General features: G+C 70.3%; 14 protein-coding genes. 8 read left to right on the forward strand and 6 right to left on the reverse strand.

Features of this window, described 5'->3' with window-relative positions:
• Positions 1-442 precede the first annotated feature (442 nt).
• From urtC to urtE, 3 genes are read left to right on the forward strand one after another with little or no spacing between them, the layout of a single operon-like run.
• On the forward strand, positions 443-1,567 hold the full coding sequence (gene urtC / locus QZV97_RS13100) for an urea ABC transporter permease subunit UrtC (protein WP_295642699.1): 1,125 nt from the start codon (positions 443-445) through the stop codon (positions 1,565-1,567).
• Positions 1,564-2,448 (forward strand): urea ABC transporter ATP-binding protein UrtD, encoded by an 885-nt coding sequence (gene urtD / locus QZV97_RS13105; protein WP_295642702.1) that lies wholly within the window; start codon positions 1,564-1,566, stop codon positions 2,446-2,448. Before urtC ends, urtD begins: the two co-directional genes overlap by 4 nt.
• A 2-nt stretch (positions 2,449-2,450) precedes the next feature.
• Positions 2,451-3,143: an urea ABC transporter ATP-binding subunit UrtE gene (urtE, locus tag QZV97_RS13110; RefSeq protein WP_295642705.1), complete on the forward strand. Its 693-nt coding sequence runs from the start codon at positions 2,451-2,453 to the stop codon at positions 3,141-3,143.
• A 13-nt stretch (positions 3,144-3,156) separates the two neighbouring features.
• Here the strand turns inward: urtE and QZV97_RS13115 are convergent, their stop codons facing one another.
• Complete coding sequence (locus QZV97_RS13115) at positions 3,157-4,107, reverse strand: cyclase family protein (RefSeq protein WP_295642708.1); 951 nt, start codon at positions 4,105-4,107, stop codon at positions 3,157-3,159.
• A gap of 241 nt (positions 4,108-4,348) precedes the next feature.
• On the opposite strand from QZV97_RS13115, the gene QZV97_RS13120 reads away from it, so the two are divergent.
• A complete protein-coding gene (locus QZV97_RS13120; protein ID WP_295642802.1) occupies positions 4,349-5,050 on the forward strand; it encodes a YafY family protein in 702 nt (233 codons plus the stop codon).
• On the opposite strand, the gene QZV97_RS13125 is transcribed toward QZV97_RS13120, so the two are convergent.
• Together QZV97_RS13125 and QZV97_RS13130 are read right to left on the reverse strand one after the other, a co-directional pair.
• Entirely contained in the window at positions 5,044-7,122 is a 2,079-nt protein-coding gene (locus QZV97_RS13125; RefSeq protein ID WP_295642711.1) for a TonB-dependent receptor, read from the reverse strand. The genes QZV97_RS13120 and QZV97_RS13125 overlap by 7 nt on opposite strands.
• Positions 7,123-7,214: 92 nt before the next feature.
• On the reverse strand, positions 7,215-7,649 hold the full coding sequence (locus tag QZV97_RS13130) for a hypothetical protein (RefSeq protein ID WP_295642714.1): 435 nt from the start codon (positions 7,647-7,649) through the stop codon (positions 7,215-7,217).
• 75 nt (positions 7,650-7,724) lie between these two features.
• On the opposite strand from QZV97_RS13130, the gene QZV97_RS13135 reads away from it, so the two are divergent.
• A complete protein-coding gene (locus tag QZV97_RS13135) occupies positions 7,725-8,621 on the forward strand; it encodes an EamA family transporter (RefSeq protein WP_295642717.1) in 897 nt (298 codons plus the stop codon).
• The gene (locus QZV97_RS13140) at positions 8,618-9,283 is read left to right on the forward strand and encodes a glutathione S-transferase family protein (protein ID WP_295642720.1); all 666 of its coding nucleotides are present in this window, start codon (positions 8,618-8,620) and stop codon (positions 9,281-9,283) included. Before QZV97_RS13135 ends, QZV97_RS13140 begins: the two co-directional genes overlap by 4 nt.
• A 13-nt stretch (positions 9,284-9,296) precedes the next feature.
• Here the strand turns inward: QZV97_RS13140 and QZV97_RS13145 are convergent, their stop codons facing one another.
• The 3 genes from QZV97_RS13145 to QZV97_RS13155 all read right to left on the reverse strand — a co-directional run bounded on the left by QZV97_RS13145 (position 9,297) and on the right by QZV97_RS13155 (position 13,112).
• Positions 9,297-11,294 carry a prolyl oligopeptidase family serine peptidase gene (locus QZV97_RS13145; RefSeq protein WP_295642723.1) on the reverse strand — a complete coding sequence of 666 codons (1,998 nt, stop codon included), beginning with the start codon at positions 11,292-11,294 and terminating at the stop codon, positions 9,297-9,299.
• A gap of 203 nt (positions 11,295-11,497) precedes the next feature.
• On the reverse strand, positions 11,498-11,902 hold the full coding sequence (locus QZV97_RS13150; protein ID WP_295642725.1) for a VOC family protein: 405 nt from the start codon (positions 11,900-11,902) through the stop codon (positions 11,498-11,500).
• A gap of 13 nt (positions 11,903-11,915) precedes the next feature.
• Positions 11,916-13,112 carry an amino acid aminotransferase gene (locus QZV97_RS13155; RefSeq protein ID WP_295642728.1) on the reverse strand — a complete coding sequence of 399 codons (1,197 nt, stop codon included), beginning with the start codon at positions 13,110-13,112 and terminating at the stop codon, positions 11,916-11,918.
• 327 nt (positions 13,113-13,439) lie between these two features.
• Between QZV97_RS13155 and QZV97_RS13160 the strand changes: the two genes are divergently transcribed.
• Both QZV97_RS13160 and QZV97_RS13165 read left to right on the forward strand, forming a co-directional pair.
• On the forward strand, positions 13,440-14,168 hold the full coding sequence (locus tag QZV97_RS13160) for a hypothetical protein (protein WP_295642731.1): 729 nt from the start codon (positions 13,440-13,442) through the stop codon (positions 14,166-14,168).
• 4 nt (positions 14,169-14,172) lie between these two features.
• Positions 14,173-15,198 carry a hypothetical protein gene (locus tag QZV97_RS13165; protein ID WP_295642734.1) on the forward strand — a complete coding sequence of 342 codons (1,026 nt, stop codon included), beginning with the start codon at positions 14,173-14,175 and terminating at the stop codon, positions 15,196-15,198.
• Positions 15,199-15,202 lie beyond the last annotated feature (4 nt).

A 15,202-nucleotide genomic window follows, 5' to 3' on the forward strand; every position in this document is an offset into this window, starting at 1 on the left:
CAGGCGAGTCACTTTCATTTGCTGGCCCAAATGAAAGTAACCCAAGCAAAGGGCCTCGAACGCCAGCCATCTGGCTCGCTGTGGATGCCCGCATCGCTGCGCTCGCTTGGAGCTTTGGCACACCACGGCTCGCCCGCGAGGGGCTCGAACATTTCGGTTGTTGAAGGACGAGGGCACTCTCGGCCCCCGCGCGTCCAAGGCCGCTGCGTCGTTGGACGCTCGGTGCTTCGAATCAAGGCGGTCGATGCAAGACCGCGTTGTTCGAGCCCCTCGCGGGCGAGCCAGGGTGCGCAGAAGTCCGGAGCGCAGCGATCGATCCGCTCAACCCACATGTCTGGCGTTCGGGCTCTTTCTTTGGTTACTTTCTTTGAGCCAGCAAAGAAAGTGACTCGCCTGCCGGGCGAGACCGGCGCCCCCTCCCGCGGCCAGCGGGCATAAACCAATGAGCGCCGTCCTCACCCAATCCCCGCCGGCTGGCAGATTGCTCACTGCCAGGACATGGTCGGGGGTGATGGCCGCCACGATCGCGATCGCCGTCGTCGCACCGACCCTGAACCTCCTGGTTCCGGAAGCCAGCGCCTTCCACCTCAGCGACTACGCCGTCGGCCTGATCGCCAAGATCATGTGCTACGCCCTCTGCGCGCTGGCGATGGACCTGATCTGGGGCTACGCCGGCATCCTGTCGCTGGGTCACGGCCTGTTCTTCGCGCTGGGCGGTTACGCGATGGGCATGTACCTGATGCGCCAGATCGGCACCGACGGTCAGTACAAGTCCGAGATGCCGGACTTCATGGTGTTCCTGAACTGGAAGGAATTCCCCTGGCACTGGGCGCTCAGCGACTCCTTCGTCGCGCAGATGGCGCTGGTGGTGCTGGCGCCGGGGCTGCTGGCCTTCGTGTTCGGCTACTTCGCGTTCCGCTCGCGCATCAAGGGCGTGTACTTCTCGATCATCACGCAGGCGCTGACCTTCGCCGCGATGCTGCTGTTCTTCCGCAACGAGACCGGCTTCGGCGGCAACAACGGCTTCACCGACTTCAAGCGCATCCTCGGGCATCCGATCGCGACGCCGTCGATGCGCATGCTGCTCTTCGTCATCACCGGGCTGACGCTGATCGGCGCCTTCGTCGGCGCGCGCTGGCTGATGGGCACCAAGTTCGGCCGCGTGCTGCAGGCCATCCGCGACGCCGAGGGCCGCACCATGTTCATCGGCTACGACCCGGTGGCCTACAAGCTGGCGATCTGGACGCTGTCGGCGGTGCTGTGCGGCATCGCGGGCGCGCTGTACGTGCCGCAGGTCGGCATCATCAACCCGAGCGAGATGTCGCCGGCCGCCGGCATCGAGATCGCGATCTGGGCCGCGGTCGGCGGACGCGGCACGCTGATCGGTCCCATCGTCGGCGCCTTCTTCGTCAACGGCGCGAAGAGCTGGTTCACGCAGGCCTTCCCGGAGTTCTGGCTCTACTTCCTGGGCGTGCTGTTCATCGCGGTGACGCTGTTCCTGCCGAATGGCCTGATCGGGCTCTATCGCCGGCTGCGTGCCGGCCGCACGAAGGGCGGCACGAGATGACGCCCGAGCTGATGGAAGCCGGCACGCGCGCCCGCGAGCGCCTGGCGCAGCTGCCGGTGCCCGGCCAGTCGGGCGGCCGCGCGGCCAGCTACGGGCGCGTGGTCCAGCCCGGCGTGCTGGACACGACGCACGGCCCCATCCTCTACCTGGACGACATCACCGTCAGCTTCGACGGCTTCAAGGCGCTGAACGCGCTGTCGCTGGCCATCGAGGCCGGCGAGCTGCGCTGCATCATCGGCCCCAACGGCGCCGGCAAGACGACGATGATGGACGTCATCACCGGCAAGACGCGGCCCGACGCGGGCCAGGCCTACTTCGGCTCGACCATCGACCTGCTGCGTCTCGACGAGCCCGGCGTGGCCAAGGTCGGCATCGGCCGCAAGTTCCAGAAGCCCAGCGTGTTCGAGCAGCTGACGGTGTTCGAGAACCTCGAGCTGGCGCTCGCCGGCGACCGGCGCGCGCTGGCCGCGGCGCTGCACCGGCTGAACGGCACGCAGCGCGACCGCATCGCCGAGGTGCTGGTGCTGATCCACCTGAAGGACGAGGCGCAGCGCCTGGCCGGCCTGCTGTCGCACGGCCAGAAGCAGTGGCTCGAGATCGGCATGCTGCTGATGCAGGACCCGCGGCTGCTGCTGCTGGACGAGCCGGTCGCCGGCATGACCGACGAGGAGACCGAGCGCACCGCCGAGCTCTTCCTGTCGCTGGAGGGCGATCACTCGCTGGTGGTGGTGGAGCACGACATGAGCTTCATCCACGCGCTGACCCAGGACAACCCGAAGAAGAAGGTCACCGTGCTGCACGAGGGCCATGTGCTGGCCGAGGGGCCGCTGGCCGAGGTGCAGGCCAACGAGCAGGTCGTCGAAGTCTATTTGGGACGCTGACCATGCTTGAAGTCGAAGACCTGCACCAGTACTACGGCGGCTCGCACATCCTGCGCGGCGTCGGCTTCACCGCGCGCGCCGGCGAGGTGACGGTGGTGCTGGGCCGCAACGGCGTGGGCAAGACCACGCTGCTGAAGTCGCTGATGGGCCTGGTGCCGATCCGCAGCGGCAGCGTCAAGCTGGCCGGCCAGCCCATCACGGGCAGCACGCCCTTCGAGCGCGCCCGCCTCGGCGTGGGCTTCGTGCCGCAGGGCCGCGAGATCTTCGGCCGCCTCACCGTCGAGGAGAACCTGCGCATGGGCCTGGCCAGCAAGCCCGGCAGCGCCACGATCCCGGCCGAGCTCTACGAGCTGTTCCCGGTGCTGAAGCAGATGCTCGGCCGCCGCGGCGGCGACCTCTCCGGCGGCCAGCAGCAGCAGCTGGCGATCGCGCGCGCGCTGGCCGCGGGCCCGCGGCTGCTGATCCTGGACGAGCCGACCGAAGGCATCCAGCCCAGCATCATCAAGGACATCGGCCGCGTGATCCGCAAGCTGGCCGACCGCGGCTCGATGGCGATCCTGCTGGTCGAGCAGTACTACGACTTCGCCGCCGAATTGGCCGATCAGTACCTGGTGATGGAGCGCGGCGCGGTGGTGCAGCGGGGTCGCGGACAGGACATGCACGCCGACGGCGTCAAGGCGCGCATGTCCATCTGAGTGGTGTGCGCAGTCAGCGGATCGCCACCGGGTTGACGATCCCCTGCACCCCGCCGGTGAAGCGCGACACGCCCAGCACGAACATGAACTCCCAGGCCTTGTCCTTCGCGAGTTCGGCGGTGTCCATGTTCTCGAGGATGTAGATGCCGTTCCTCGGCAGCAGGATCTGGTGCACCTCGAACACGCCGACGCCGGGCTCGAAGGGGATGGCGTCCAGGCCCCAGGTGTCGGCGCCGACGGCCAGCACGTTCTTGCTGGCCAGGTAGAGCGCGCCGTCCTTGCCCAGGCCCGGCTCGCCCGAGATGAAGCGCTTGTCGTCCTTGCCCACCAGCGACTGCCAGCCGGTGTGGAACAGCACCACGTCGCCCTTGCGGATCTCGACGCCCTGGCGCTTCGCCTGCTCGTCGATCTCCTTGCGGTTGAAGGCGGTGCCCTCGGGCAGGATGTCCTTGCCGTAGTAGGCCGTCATGTCGAGCAGCACGCCGCGTGTGACGAAGGGCGGGATCTTCTCGACGCCGAGCTTCTTCAGGCCGTTGGCCTGCACGAACTCGCTGTTCCTGTTGCAGTTGTAGTAGACGTTGTCGACGCCGATGTGGCCCAGGCCGTCGATCTGCGAACCGGTGCCGACATAGCCCATGTAGATGTCGTCGTTGTAGTTGGTCTTGGTCGGCCCCAGGCCGATGCCGCCCGCCTGCCCCGGCTGGTTGACGACCAGCGCCCAGCTGCGCGGGCCGAAGGCGGGCGTCTTGCTGTTGGTCTCGACGCCCAGGCGGTAGGTCTTGCCGGTCTTGACCAGCTTCGCCGCCTCGAGCGCCAGCTGCGGTGTCAGCAGGTTGGCCGCGCCGATCTCGTCGGCCGGCCCGTACTTCGACTTGCACCAGTCGTCGGACGCGGCGGCCAGCGGCAGGGCCGATGCCAGCGCCAGAGCGACCGCCAGGCGTTGCAGGAAGGGAGCAGGGTTCATGTCGTCTCCTTGAATGTGGGTGGGATCGGCGTTCTGGCGACGCCTCGGGTCGGGCAGCGCACGATAACGGCTCGGCCGCGACACTGCTGCCACCCCGTTGTCAGTAGGCCGCAGGCAAGATCGCGGCTTCGTCGACGCCACCGCCCGCCATGAACCTCGCCTGCCGCATCGTCCACCCCGCCCCGGCCTGCGCGGCCCCGCGATGCACGCCGACGTCCTGATCGAGACCGAGCCCCTGCCGATGCGCCGCGCCGACCGCCTGTTCGAGCTGGTGCAGCTGGTGCGCGGCCGCCGGCTGTCGACGGGCGACTTCCTGGCCGAGCGGCTGGCGGTGTCGGTGCGCACCGTCTACCGCGACGTCTCGGACCTGCAGGCACAGGGCGTGCCGATCGAGGGCGAGGCCGGCGTCGGCTACCGCATGCGCGCCGGCTACGACCTGCCGCCGCTGATGTTCGGCGCCGAGGAGGCCAAGGCCCTGGTGGCGTCGGTGCGGCTGGCGCAGCCGCGCCTCGACCCCGAACTCGCGCAGCGGGCCGAGGCCGCGCTGTCCAAGATCGTCGCGGTGCTGCCCGCGCCGGCACGCGCCGCCGCCGAGAGCCTGGCGCTGTACGCCCCGGTGCCGGCCTTCGACGCCGCCACGCGGGAACACCTGCTGACGCTGCGCCACGCGGCCGAGTCGCGCGCCAAGCTGCGGCTGCGCTACGTCGACCTGCAGGGCCGGGCCAGCGTGCGCGTCGTGCGCCCGCTCGGCTGCTTCCTGTGGGACGCGGCGTGGACGCTGGCGGCCTGGTGCGAGCTGCGCAAGGACTTCCGCAACTTCCGCGTCGACCGCATCGCCTCGATCAAGCCGACCGGTGCGCGCTTCCGCGACGAGCCGGGCCGCACGCTGGCGGACCTGTGCCGGATCGAGGAGGGGCGCGCCGGGCAGCGCGCCGCTCAGTAGCGCAACACCATCGTCACGCGGAAGGACCGGCTCTCGATCGGGTGGAAGTGGATGTCGGGCGTGGCGACGCCCGAGGGCTCGCTGGCCAGCCGCGACTCGTAGTAGTAGTCGATGGCCGAGGCCTTGCGGTTGGCGAGGTTGTAGCCCTCCAGTTCGACGCTGAGGTCGCGCGTGAGCTTGTAGCCGATGCGGCCGTTCAGCGTCGCGGTGCTCTTGGAGCGCACGCTGTTGTCCTCGAGCAGCGGCCGGGGCCCGAACCAGCGGGCCTGCAGCGCACCGAACCACGGGCCGAGGTTGTCCACCGCGATCGCCAGCGAGGCCACGCCTTCCACCGCGCCGGGGATGCGACGACCCTCGGGCGCCGCGTCCTTGAAGCGGGCGCGCGCGAAGGCGATGTCGGCGTCGACCGTGAGCCAGTCGTTCAGCCGGTAGTAGTTGGCCAGCTCGAAGCCGGTGCGGCGGCTGGGCCGGGTCGCCTCGGTGCCGCCGGCATCGCCGATGAAGAGCAGCTCGGAGTCGATGTCCAGGCGGTACAGCGACAGCGAGGTCTGCAGGCCCGGGATGAGCGAGGTGCGCGCGCCCAGCTCGTAGCCCTTCGACCGCACCAGCGGCGTGACCTTGTCCACCGGGTCGCCGCTCGCCGGGTCGACGCTGATGGTGGTGCCGCGCGCGTCGTTGCTGTGGAAGCCGGTGCCGGCGTTGAGGTAGAACTCGGTGCTGCCGAAGGGTCCGAAGATCAGGCTGAGCTTGGGGCTGACCAGCGTGTCGTTCGCCTTGCCCGGGTTGGCCGGGTTGTCGCTCTGCACGTCGAAACGGTAGTGGTCCGCGCGCACGCCGGCCACGGTGCGGAAGCTCGGCGTCCACGGCACCAGGGTCTGGACGTAGAGGCCGAGACTGGACTCGACGACGTGATCGCGCCGGGTGGTGCCGATGGTCTCGCGACGTACGGTGCGCAGCAGCCCGTTGTGGATGTTGTCGTTCTGGAACTGCGCGCCGAACGTCGTCTCCGCGGCGCGGCCGAGCAGCGGCGTGGCGAGCGTGTGGCTGGCGTTGACGCCGGTCGTCACGCGCCGGTCCGGCTGCGCGAACTGGTCGCCGTTCACCTCGTCGTCCAGGAAGTAGGTGAAGTTGGAGTACAGGTCCAGCCTGGACGCAACCACGTAGGCGTTGAGGCGCGTGGCGCTCGCCTCGTCGGTGCGCCGCCATTCGCCCGACAGGCTGTGGCGCTGCGCCTGGCCGCCGTCGCTGGTATCGATGGTGTCGAAGCGGTCCAGCTGGCCGGCATCGACGGCGCGCTTCGGGATCTGGTCGGTGGCGTTCCACTTCGCGTCGTAGGCCATCAGCGTGACGTTCCAGCCGTTGGCGCGGTCGCCGCGCGAATAGCGCAGCACGCCGTTGAAGCGCCGGTAGCCGTCGGGGTTCACGAAGGGGCCGTCGTTGCGCATGCCTTCCAGGGCGTAGAGCAGGTGGCCGTCGCCGACGGCCGGCGAGTCGGCGAGCAGCACGCGTCGGTAGCCGTTCTGCCCCAGGCCGATGCTCGCGATGCCGCGCTCCAGCCGGTCGGCATAGAGCACCTCGACCGCGCCGGCCGACGCGAAGTCGCCCTCTGCTGCGTCGTAGGTGCCCTTCTTGTAGCGCAGCCCGGTCGCCAGTTCGGGGATCAGGAAGTTGAGGTCGGTCCAGCCCTGGCCGTGCGCGTGCGTGCGCTGGTTCACCAGCATGCCGTCGACGCTGGTGCGCAGGTCGGTGCCGTGGTCGAGGTTGAAGCCGCGCAGGTAGAACTGGTTGGCCTTGCCCTCGCCGCTGTGCTGGCTGACGACCAGGCCGGGCGTGGCCTCGAGCAGCTCGCCGCTGCGGTAGACGGTGCGCGCTTCCAGCTGCTTCTGCGTCACGGTGCCGACGCTGGCGGCCTCGGCGACGCCGACCTGCTCGGTGGCCGAGCCCTTGACGACGACCCGCTCCAGGGTCTGCTCGCCGCCGGCACGGGCGGTCGGGAAGGCGCAGGCCGCGGCCAGGGCCAGGCTCAGGGTCGCGACGCGAGGTCGCACCCGGGGGGTGAGGCGGTGTTGCATGACGGCTCCCGCAGCCAGGCCTCGACAGGCGGCTGCTCGATGTGCAGGGGACGATCGACGAGCGGCGCCCGGACGGGGCCGCGGGGGGCGCCTCAGCGCGGCGGATGCTCGAGCGGTGCGACGACGCGCGACAGGAAGCCCGCGCACGAAGCGAGCGGGCGTTCGGGCACGGCGTGCGGCAGCGCCGGCACGCCGGCGGCAAGGCCGGTCGCTTCCAGGCCCGTCGGCGGGTTCTTCAGGACCGAGCCGCCGCCGGCGTCGCCGTCCTGCGAAGCGGCGACGTAGACGACGCCGGGGTCGCCGAGCTCGTGTCCGTGATGCCCGACGGCCGCATGCGGGTGCGCCGGCTCGTCGTCGCCGAAGTAGACGTCGAGGCGATCGCCATCATCGACATGGAAGTGCGCCGGTGCGCTGACGCTGGCCATGCCGACCGCCAGACCCTGCAGCGGCAGCGCTGCGGCCAGCAAGGCCACCGCCAGCCATTGCAGCAGCGGTCGGCGGCGTCGGGCGAGAGGCAGGGTGTTCATGATCGGCAGCAGGGATTGCAAGTCCTACGCCGGCCGCCGGCAAGCGGATGCACCCGCGCCTACACTGCCGGCTCCATGCCCGTCTCGCACCTGCTGCTGGCCCTGGCGGTCGTCTTCGTCTGGGGCACGAACTTCGTGGTCATCAAGTGGGGGCTGGCCGAGCTGCCACCCTTCCTGTTCGCGACCCTGCGCTTCGCGCTGTCGGCCTTCCCGCTGCTGCTGTTCGTGCGCCGGCCGGCGGTGCCGCTGCGCAAGCTGGCGGCCTTCGGCGTGCTGCTGGGGGCCGGGCAGTTCGGGCTGCTGTTCTATGCGATGCGCGCCGACATCGCGCCCGGCCTGGCCTCGCTGGTGATCCAGGTGCAGGTGTTCTTCACCATCGGGCTGGCGATGGCCCTCGACGGCGAACGGCCGAAGACCGTGCAGGCCCTGGCGCTGGCGCTGGCGGTCGCCGGCATGGCGGTGATCGCCGGCCACATCGACCGCCACAACCTGACCGCGCTGGGCCTGGTGCTGGTGCTGTGCGCGGCGCTGGCCTGGGCCGGCGCGAACATGGTGGCGCGCTCGGCCGGCCGCGTCGACATGCTGGGCTTCATGGTGTGGAGCAGCGTCTTCGCGACGCCGGCGCTCGCGGCGCTGAGCCTCGCGCTCGAAGGCCCGGCCGTGATCGTCGCCAGCCTGCAGCACGCCGGCTGGGTCGCCTGGGCGGCGGTCGCGTGGCAGGCCGTGGGCAACACGCTGTTCGGCTACGGCGCCTGGAACTGGCTGCTCTCGCGCCACCCGGCCGCGACGGTGACGCCGGCCGCGCTGCTGGTGCCCGTGTTCGGCATGGCGGCCTCGTCCGCGCTGCTGGGCGAAGGCATGCCGGGCTGGAAGCTCGGCGCCACCGCGCTGGTGATCGCAGGCCTGGCGCTCAACACCCTGGCCAGCCGCGGCACGTTCAACTCGCTCCTCAAGGCCAAGGCCGCGCCATGACCACGATCCAGCTGCACCACGCTCCCAGCAGCGCCGCGATGGCGCCGCACATCCTGCTGACCGAGATCGGCGTGGACTTCGAGCTCGTGCCGGTCGACACCTCGGCGCAGGGCCACAAGACCGCGGCCTACCTGAAACTCAACCCCAACGGCCTGCTGCCCGCCTACGTCGAGCGCAGCCCGCAGGGCGAGCTGGTGCTGTACGAAAGCGCCGCGATCTGCCTGCATCTCGCCGACACGCACCCGCAGGCAGCGCTGGCGCCGGCGCTCGGCAGCGTCGAGCGCGCGCACCACTACAAGTGGATGGCCTGGCTGACCAACACGCTGCAGGCCACGCTGATCGCCTACTTCTATCCGCAGCGCTGGGTCGCCGACGGCAACACCGCCGGAGCCGCCGAGGTGAAGGCCTGCGCCGCGGCGCGCGTCGACGGCCTGCTGGACCAGCTGGACGCGCAGCTCGCGTCGCACGGCGGGCCCTGGCTGCTGGGCGAGCACTACCGCGCGGCCGACGCCTACGCGCTGATGCTGTGCCGCTGGACGCGCTACTTCGCGCGCCCCGCGCGCAGCCTGCCGCATCTGGGGCCCTATCTGCAGCGCATGCTGGCGCGGCCGGCAGTGCGGCAGGCGTTCGAGCGCGAGGGGCTGGCGCTGCCCTGGGTCTAGCCCGGGGGCGATCTCAACGCGCTGCAGGTGCCGTCGCGTCGGCCACTGCGGCCGAGGGGCCGATGTGGCGGGCGAGGAACTTCTCGACGCGAGTCCAGAAATCGCGCGTGTTGTCCGGCGAGCCCCAACCGTGCCCTTCATCGGCGTAGACGACCCATTCGACATCGCGGTTGTGGCGCGTCACCGCGTCGCGCAAGCGGGTGCCGTGCTCGATCGGCACGCGTCGATCGACCGCCCCGTAGGCCATCAGCAGCGGCTGGGTGATGCGCGCAGCCTGCGCGATCGGCGAGGTCTGCGCGAAGCGTTCCTTGTCCTTCTCCGGGTCTCCCAGCATGATGCGCATGCCATGGCGCTTCCAGTCCTCGGGCAGATCGCTGTGGTTGATCGAGAACATCAGACCAGGGTCGGTCACGCCGACCCAGTTGATGCCGCAGCGATACAGCTCCGGCTCCCGGATCAGTCCCATCAGCGTCGCGTAGCCGCCGTAGCTGGCGCCCGCGATGCAGATGCGCTTCGGATCGACACCTGCTTCGCGGATCGCCCAGCGCGTCGCGTCGGTGACGTCGTCCTGCATGGCAAGGCCCCACTGTTTGAAGCCGGCCGCCAGATGCGCCCAGCCGAAGCCGTCGCCGCCGCGGAACTCCGGCTCGATGACGACATAGCCTCGCGAGGCAAGGAACTGCGCCTCTTCGTTCCATCCCCAGGAGTTGCCGCGCACGTGCGGGCCGCCGTGCACCAGCACGACCGCCGGCCGCGGCTGAGCGCTCTTGCCGCGCGGGCGCGTCACGTAGATGGGCAGGGAGCGGCCGTCGCGTGCGGCGACGCGCACGAAGTCCTGCTCGGCCATCTGCTTCGGGTCGATCCAGGGGCGCGAGGCCCCGACCATCTCGAGCTTGCGGCTCTTCGTGTCGAAGATCCGGAAGACCGCCGGCTGCCGGTCGGAGTGCGAACGCACCAGCAGACGAGGCGAACCGCTGCAACGCGTGCAGGTCAGACGGTTCACGGTGCCAGGGAGGAGCGCATCGACCTCGCGCTGAGCCGCCTGGAGGCCCGCATCGAACCAATGGCTGCCCTCCGCATCGGCCGTGTAGTGGATGCCAACCGTGCGACCGCCGTCGTGCTCGCGATCGCCGCTGTAGTCGAAGCCGTCGATGCTGAACAGCGGCTCCGGCACGACACGACGCGCCGCGACATCGAAGCGAAACAATGCCCGCGTGCCGGCCGGGCCCGTGGGTGCGGTGACGTACAGCGTGTCGGCATCCACCCACTGCGGCTGGATGGCAGTGCCGAAAGCGGCAGGCTCGTCGAGCAGCAGGGTCCAGTCCGCGTCCTTGGGGGCACGCCAGTACAGGCGAGAGCGCCCCGCCGACTCGGACAGTGCCGCACGCGCCTCACCCTCCGCGTCGACGACCCAGTCGACCGTGTGGCTGTCGGGCGCCTTGGCCAGGGGACGAACAGCCCCCGTGCGCGTGTCGAGACGGCGCAGCACCACGCTGGTGACGTCGCCCACGTTGTCCCAGCGGGCCTGGCCCACGATGACGTCGCCGCTCCCATCGTTAACGATGGAATGGAAGTAGTGATCCGGTTCGAGCAGGCGACTGACGATGCGCGTGTTGCCTTCACTGATACGTTCCGTCCACTTCCGCTTGATGAGCGCGCGGAGTTCGCTGCCATCGCGGTTGACTGCCATCAGCCCGCGCGGACGACGCCGGTCGACCGGCGCATCGCTGTCTGTCGCGCCGAACAGCAGGCGCTGGTCGTCGACCCAGCGTACGTCGGTCACGTCGGCGTCCTCGAAGCGAGCGATGACCTTCGCCGCCAGGCCGGGCTGATCGAGATCCAGCACGGCGAGCCGGGCGCGCGCGCCCTTGGCGCCGATGACGATCGCCAGGTAGCGGCCCGACGGGGACAGCCGCGCGCTGTCGATCGCGGCCGCGCGGAAGAAGTCATCGACCAGCGGAGGAGCAGCCTGCGACCAGGCCGCACTGCCGACCACCAGCAGCGCCGCCATGCCCGCAGCGCGCATCGCGCCTCTCACGTGCGCGCACGTCCGCGAGAAGGCCGCGCCACTCCAAGCACGGTGTTCTGTCATTGCCCGCTCCCTGCCGTTCTTGCCGGCGGAAACTCTAGCAGCGTGCATACGCCGAACGCCAGCCGCACACCCCCGCAAGCGAGGACTGCGCTTTCTCGTGATCTATTGCATGCGCCCCGCGCTCAGGCCGGCGTCTCGTCCCAGAACGACGCCTCGACCTTGTGCCCGTCAAGGTCGCGCACGAAGCAGCCGTAGTAGGGCTCGCCGTAGTGCGGGCGCGGGCCGGGCGGGCCATCGCCTTGCGCGCCGTGCGCCAGCGCCGCGGCGTAGAAGGCCTCGACCTGCGCGCGGCTGGCGGCGATGAAGCCGATGTGCGTGCCGTTGCCGACGCTCGCCGGCCGGCCGTCGATCGGCCGCTGCACCCAGAACTCGGGGAAGGCCTTGCCGTAGGCGACCGCGCCCTCGTGTTCCATCACGCGCCGCACGCCCAGCGTCGCCAGCACGGCGTCGTAGAAGGCGCAGGCTTCGTCGTGGCGGTTGCTGCCGATCGAGACGTGCGAGATCGCGCTCGGGTTGTCGTCGCTCATGACACGAACGCCTCTAGGCCTGCAGCACGTCGGCCATCGCGCTCGCGACCGCCTGCACGTTGCCGGGGTTGAGTCCGGCCACGCACATGCGGCCCGAACGCACCAGGTAGACGGCGTGGCGCTCGCGCAGCGCGTCGACCTGCACGGCGCTCAGGCCGGTGTAGCTGAACATGCCGCGCTGGCTCAGGAAGTAGCCGAAGTCGCGGCCGGGCAGCTGTGCCGACACCGCGCCGTGCAGCGCGCGCCGCATCGAGAGGATGCGTTCGCGCATCGCGGCGAGCTCCTCTTCCCAGCGCGCGCGCAGCGCCGGCACGCCGAGCACCGACGCCACGATCTGACCGCCGTGGATCGGCGGGCTGGAGTAGTTGCGGCGCACCGTCGCCTTCAGCTGGCCGAGCACGTGCTCGGCCTCGCGTGCCGTCGGGCACACGACGCTGAGCGCGCCGCAGCGCTCGCCGTAGACGCTCATGCTCTTGCTGAAGGAATTGGCGACGAAGCCGGGCACGCCGGCCGAGGCCAGCGCGCGCACGGCATAGGCATCGGCCTCGATGCCGTCGCCGAAGCCCTGGTAGGCCAGGTCCAGATAGGGCAGCAGGCGACGCTCGCGCAGCACCGGGATCAGCGCGTCCCATTGCGCGGCGCTCAGGTCGACGCCGGTCGGGTTGTGGCAGCAGGCGTGCAGCAGCACGACGCTCTGCGGCGGCAGCGTGCGCAGCGCCGCGAGCATGGCGTCGAACCTCAGCCCGCCGGTGGTCGGGTCGTAGTAGGGGTAGGTGTGGACCTTCAGTCCCGCGCCCTCGAACATCGCGCGGTGGTTGTCCCAGGTCGGGTCGCTGACCCAGACCTCGCTGCCGGGGAACCAGCGCGCGATGAAGTCGGCGCCGACCTTGAGCCCGCCGCTCGAGCCGACCGACTGGATCGTCGCGATGCGCCCGGTGCGCACCGCCTCGTGGTCGGCACCGAACAGCAGCGCCTGCACCTCGCGACGGAAATTGGCCGCGCCCTCGATCGGCAGGTAGGGCTTGGGGCCGCCGGCCTCCAGCAGCATCGCCTCGGCGCGCTGCACCGAGTCCAGCACCGGAATGCGCCCGGCCGCGTCGAAGTAGATGCCGATGCTGAGGTTGACCTTGTGCGGTCGCGGGTCCTTCTGGAAGTCCTCGTTGAGGCTCAGGATGGGGTCGCCGGGATAGGGGTCGATGTGCTCGAACATGCTGGCTCCTCTGATGGCCGGCATTATCGAAGCAGCGGCCCGCCCCCGCCTCGGCGCTGCTTCGTTCCGCCACAGCTTGCGCCACGCGGTGACGCATCGGCGTAGCACTCTGAACCTTCGCGGCGTGGCTCGGCGCCTGCCGCGGATCGGCCATCGGCCGGCGAGACCGCTCGTCGGCCGTGACTTCCTTGGCTGCGGCCCGGCCGGCATGCGCCGGCCGGGCCGCCCGAAGCCGCGCAGGCCCCATCCTTGCGTGCGACGCCGCCCGGAACGCATCGAGCCTCTGCCGGAACAGGGGCCAAGGTGCCGTGCAGAGGAGACATGCACATGACGGGTATCGACAAGGCCCTGCTGCGCCAGCTGCTGTTGATCGGCAACGCGTGGGAGATCGGCGACTACCAGCTGGACCTGCGCAAGCGGCGCTGCGACGTCTGGGTGGCCCCGGAGGTCGAGCGCAGCTGGTTCGGCCGGCCACGCAAGGCCCAGGCGGCGCGCACCGAGCAGCACACCTGGCAGCACCTGGCGCTCGGCCCGGTCCGCTTCTTCCTGCACGTCAGCGCCCCGGTCGGCGCCGACCTGAGCCGCAGCTCCTGGACCGGCGACCCCGGCATGCCCTTCACGCACGCGCTGGCCCAGCAGGTGTTCGCGATGTTCACCGAGGGCATGGAGCTGACGGCGATCTGCAAGATGATGGGCCTGTCGCTCAACGACGTCTGGCGCTACCGCTTCGCGATCGACAACGGGCTGGTGCAGAGCCAGACCGGCGCTGCGATGGCGCCGGCACGGCCCGCCGCGGCCGCCGTCGACGTGGCCCCCGGCGTCGCCACGGCCGTGCCCGACGTGGCCGACCCGGTGTGGCTGCGCGTGGTCAGCGGCGACCTCAAGCTCGACATCAAGGTCCTCAGCCTGAAGCTGATGCTGACCCGCGTGCGCTCGCAGCTGGAGGTCATCTCCGACGACGAGGTGCGCCTCCTCAAGCTGCGCGACCTGCACCGCTACTTCGTGAAGAACGAGCGCGTGCTCGCGCACGAGCTCACCCAGCTGCGGATGGGATGACGCCGTGAACGCTCGCCCCCCCGCATCGTCGCTGCGCCCGGCCACCGGCGCGCTGATGTCCGTCGAGGAAGCCTCGGTGCTGTTGCGCAGCGGCGGCTGCTATGCCGTCGCTGCCGAGGACGCCCTGCTCAGGCGCCTGCCGCGCGGCCTGTGGATCGGCGGCAGCATCCCCTACTTCGTCGGCCAGGACGGCGGCCGCACGACCCGCGACCACGTCTTCGTCACGAAGCTGCCGACGGCGGCCGGCCTCGAGCCGCAGTTGCGCTGGTACGACGCGGCCGAGCTGCCGCGGATCTGCACCGACGCGCCGGAGAACGGCTTCTCGCTGGTCATCATCCCGGCTTTCGGCGAGCTGCATTCGCAGTTCGCACGCGAGGCACCGCAGTACGAGGACATGTACCTCAAGCCGCTGCTGGGCTGGATCGCCGGGATCCACCTCGACGACCTGGGCAGCCGGTCGCCGGTGGTCGTGCACGGCGCCACCGGCGAGGTCGACGGCGCGCGCGCGCTGGTGATGCACGTGCCGCTGGCGCCGGCGCAGGTCGCGCGGCTGGACATCGTCAACCTGTTCGAGCAAGGCGACGGCGACCGCATCCGTTTCCCCGAGTCGGGCTTCCACGCGCGCGACTGCCTGGTCAACGGCAGGCTCGCCAATCTGGCCGACTACCTGAAGGCGCAGTCGATCGACACCCGGCTGCCGCTGGTGGCCGACTACTCGGGCGCGATGATCAACGTGTCGTTCAAGGGGGTCGACGAGGCGGATCGCCGGGTGGATTTCTACGCGCCGGTGTTCGACGACACCGAATACCGTCTCGCCAGGCCGGTGGCCGACTACGGGGCCGCGCTGGCCGCCGCGCTGCCGCACGACGCTGTGCACACGGCCTGGAGCTGCAACTGCATCCTGAACTACATGTACTCCGAGCTCGAGGGCAAGCGCACCGGGCCGATCACCGGGCCGATGACCTTCGGCGAGATCGCCTACCAGCTGCTGAACCAGACCATGGTGGTCCTGTCGATCGACGAGGCCTGAGCGA

The organism is uncultured Methylibium sp. (genome assembly GCF_902826655.1).
Taxonomy (GTDB): Bacteria; Pseudomonadota; Gammaproteobacteria; order Burkholderiales; family Burkholderiaceae_C; genus Methylibium.

Excerpts from the sequence above, each read along its gene's own strand:
- QZV97_RS13145 (WP_295642723.1), bottom strand. The coding sequence starts at position 11,294 with ATGGCGGCGCTGCTGGTGGTCGGCAGTGCGGCCTGGTCGCAGGCTGCT.
- urtC (WP_295642699.1), top strand. The coding sequence starts at position 443 with ATGAGCGCCGTCCTCACCCAATCCCCGCCGGCTGGCAGATTGCTCACT.
- QZV97_RS13130 (WP_295642714.1), bottom strand. The coding sequence starts at position 7,649 with ATGAACACCCTGCCTCTCGCCCGACGCCGCCGACCGCTGCTGCAATGG.
- QZV97_RS13125 (WP_295642711.1), bottom strand. The coding sequence starts at position 7,122 with ATGCAACACCGCCTCACCCCCCGGGTGCGACCTCGCGTCGCGACCCTG.
- QZV97_RS13140 (WP_295642720.1), top strand. The coding sequence starts at position 8,618 with ATGACCACGATCCAGCTGCACCACGCTCCCAGCAGCGCCGCGATGGCG.
- QZV97_RS13120 (WP_295642802.1), top strand. The coding sequence starts at position 4,349 with ATGCGCCGCGCCGACCGCCTGTTCGAGCTGGTGCAGCTGGTGCGCGGC.
- QZV97_RS13135 (WP_295642717.1), top strand. The coding sequence starts at position 7,725 with ATGCCCGTCTCGCACCTGCTGCTGGCCCTGGCGGTCGTCTTCGTCTGG.
- urtE (WP_295642705.1), top strand. The coding sequence starts at position 2,451 with ATGCTTGAAGTCGAAGACCTGCACCAGTACTACGGCGGCTCGCACATC.
- QZV97_RS13160 (WP_295642731.1), top strand. The coding sequence starts at position 13,440 with ATGACGGGTATCGACAAGGCCCTGCTGCGCCAGCTGCTGTTGATCGGC.
- QZV97_RS13150 (WP_295642725.1), bottom strand. The coding sequence starts at position 11,902 with ATGAGCGACGACAACCCGAGCGCGATCTCGCACGTCTCGATCGGCAGC.
- urtD (WP_295642702.1), top strand. The coding sequence starts at position 1,564 with ATGACGCCCGAGCTGATGGAAGCCGGCACGCGCGCCCGCGAGCGCCTG.
- QZV97_RS13115 (WP_295642708.1), bottom strand. The coding sequence starts at position 4,107 with ATGAACCCTGCTCCCTTCCTGCAACGCCTGGCGGTCGCTCTGGCGCTG.
- QZV97_RS13155 (WP_295642728.1), bottom strand. The coding sequence starts at position 13,112 with ATGTTCGAGCACATCGACCCCTATCCCGGCGACCCCATCCTGAGCCTC.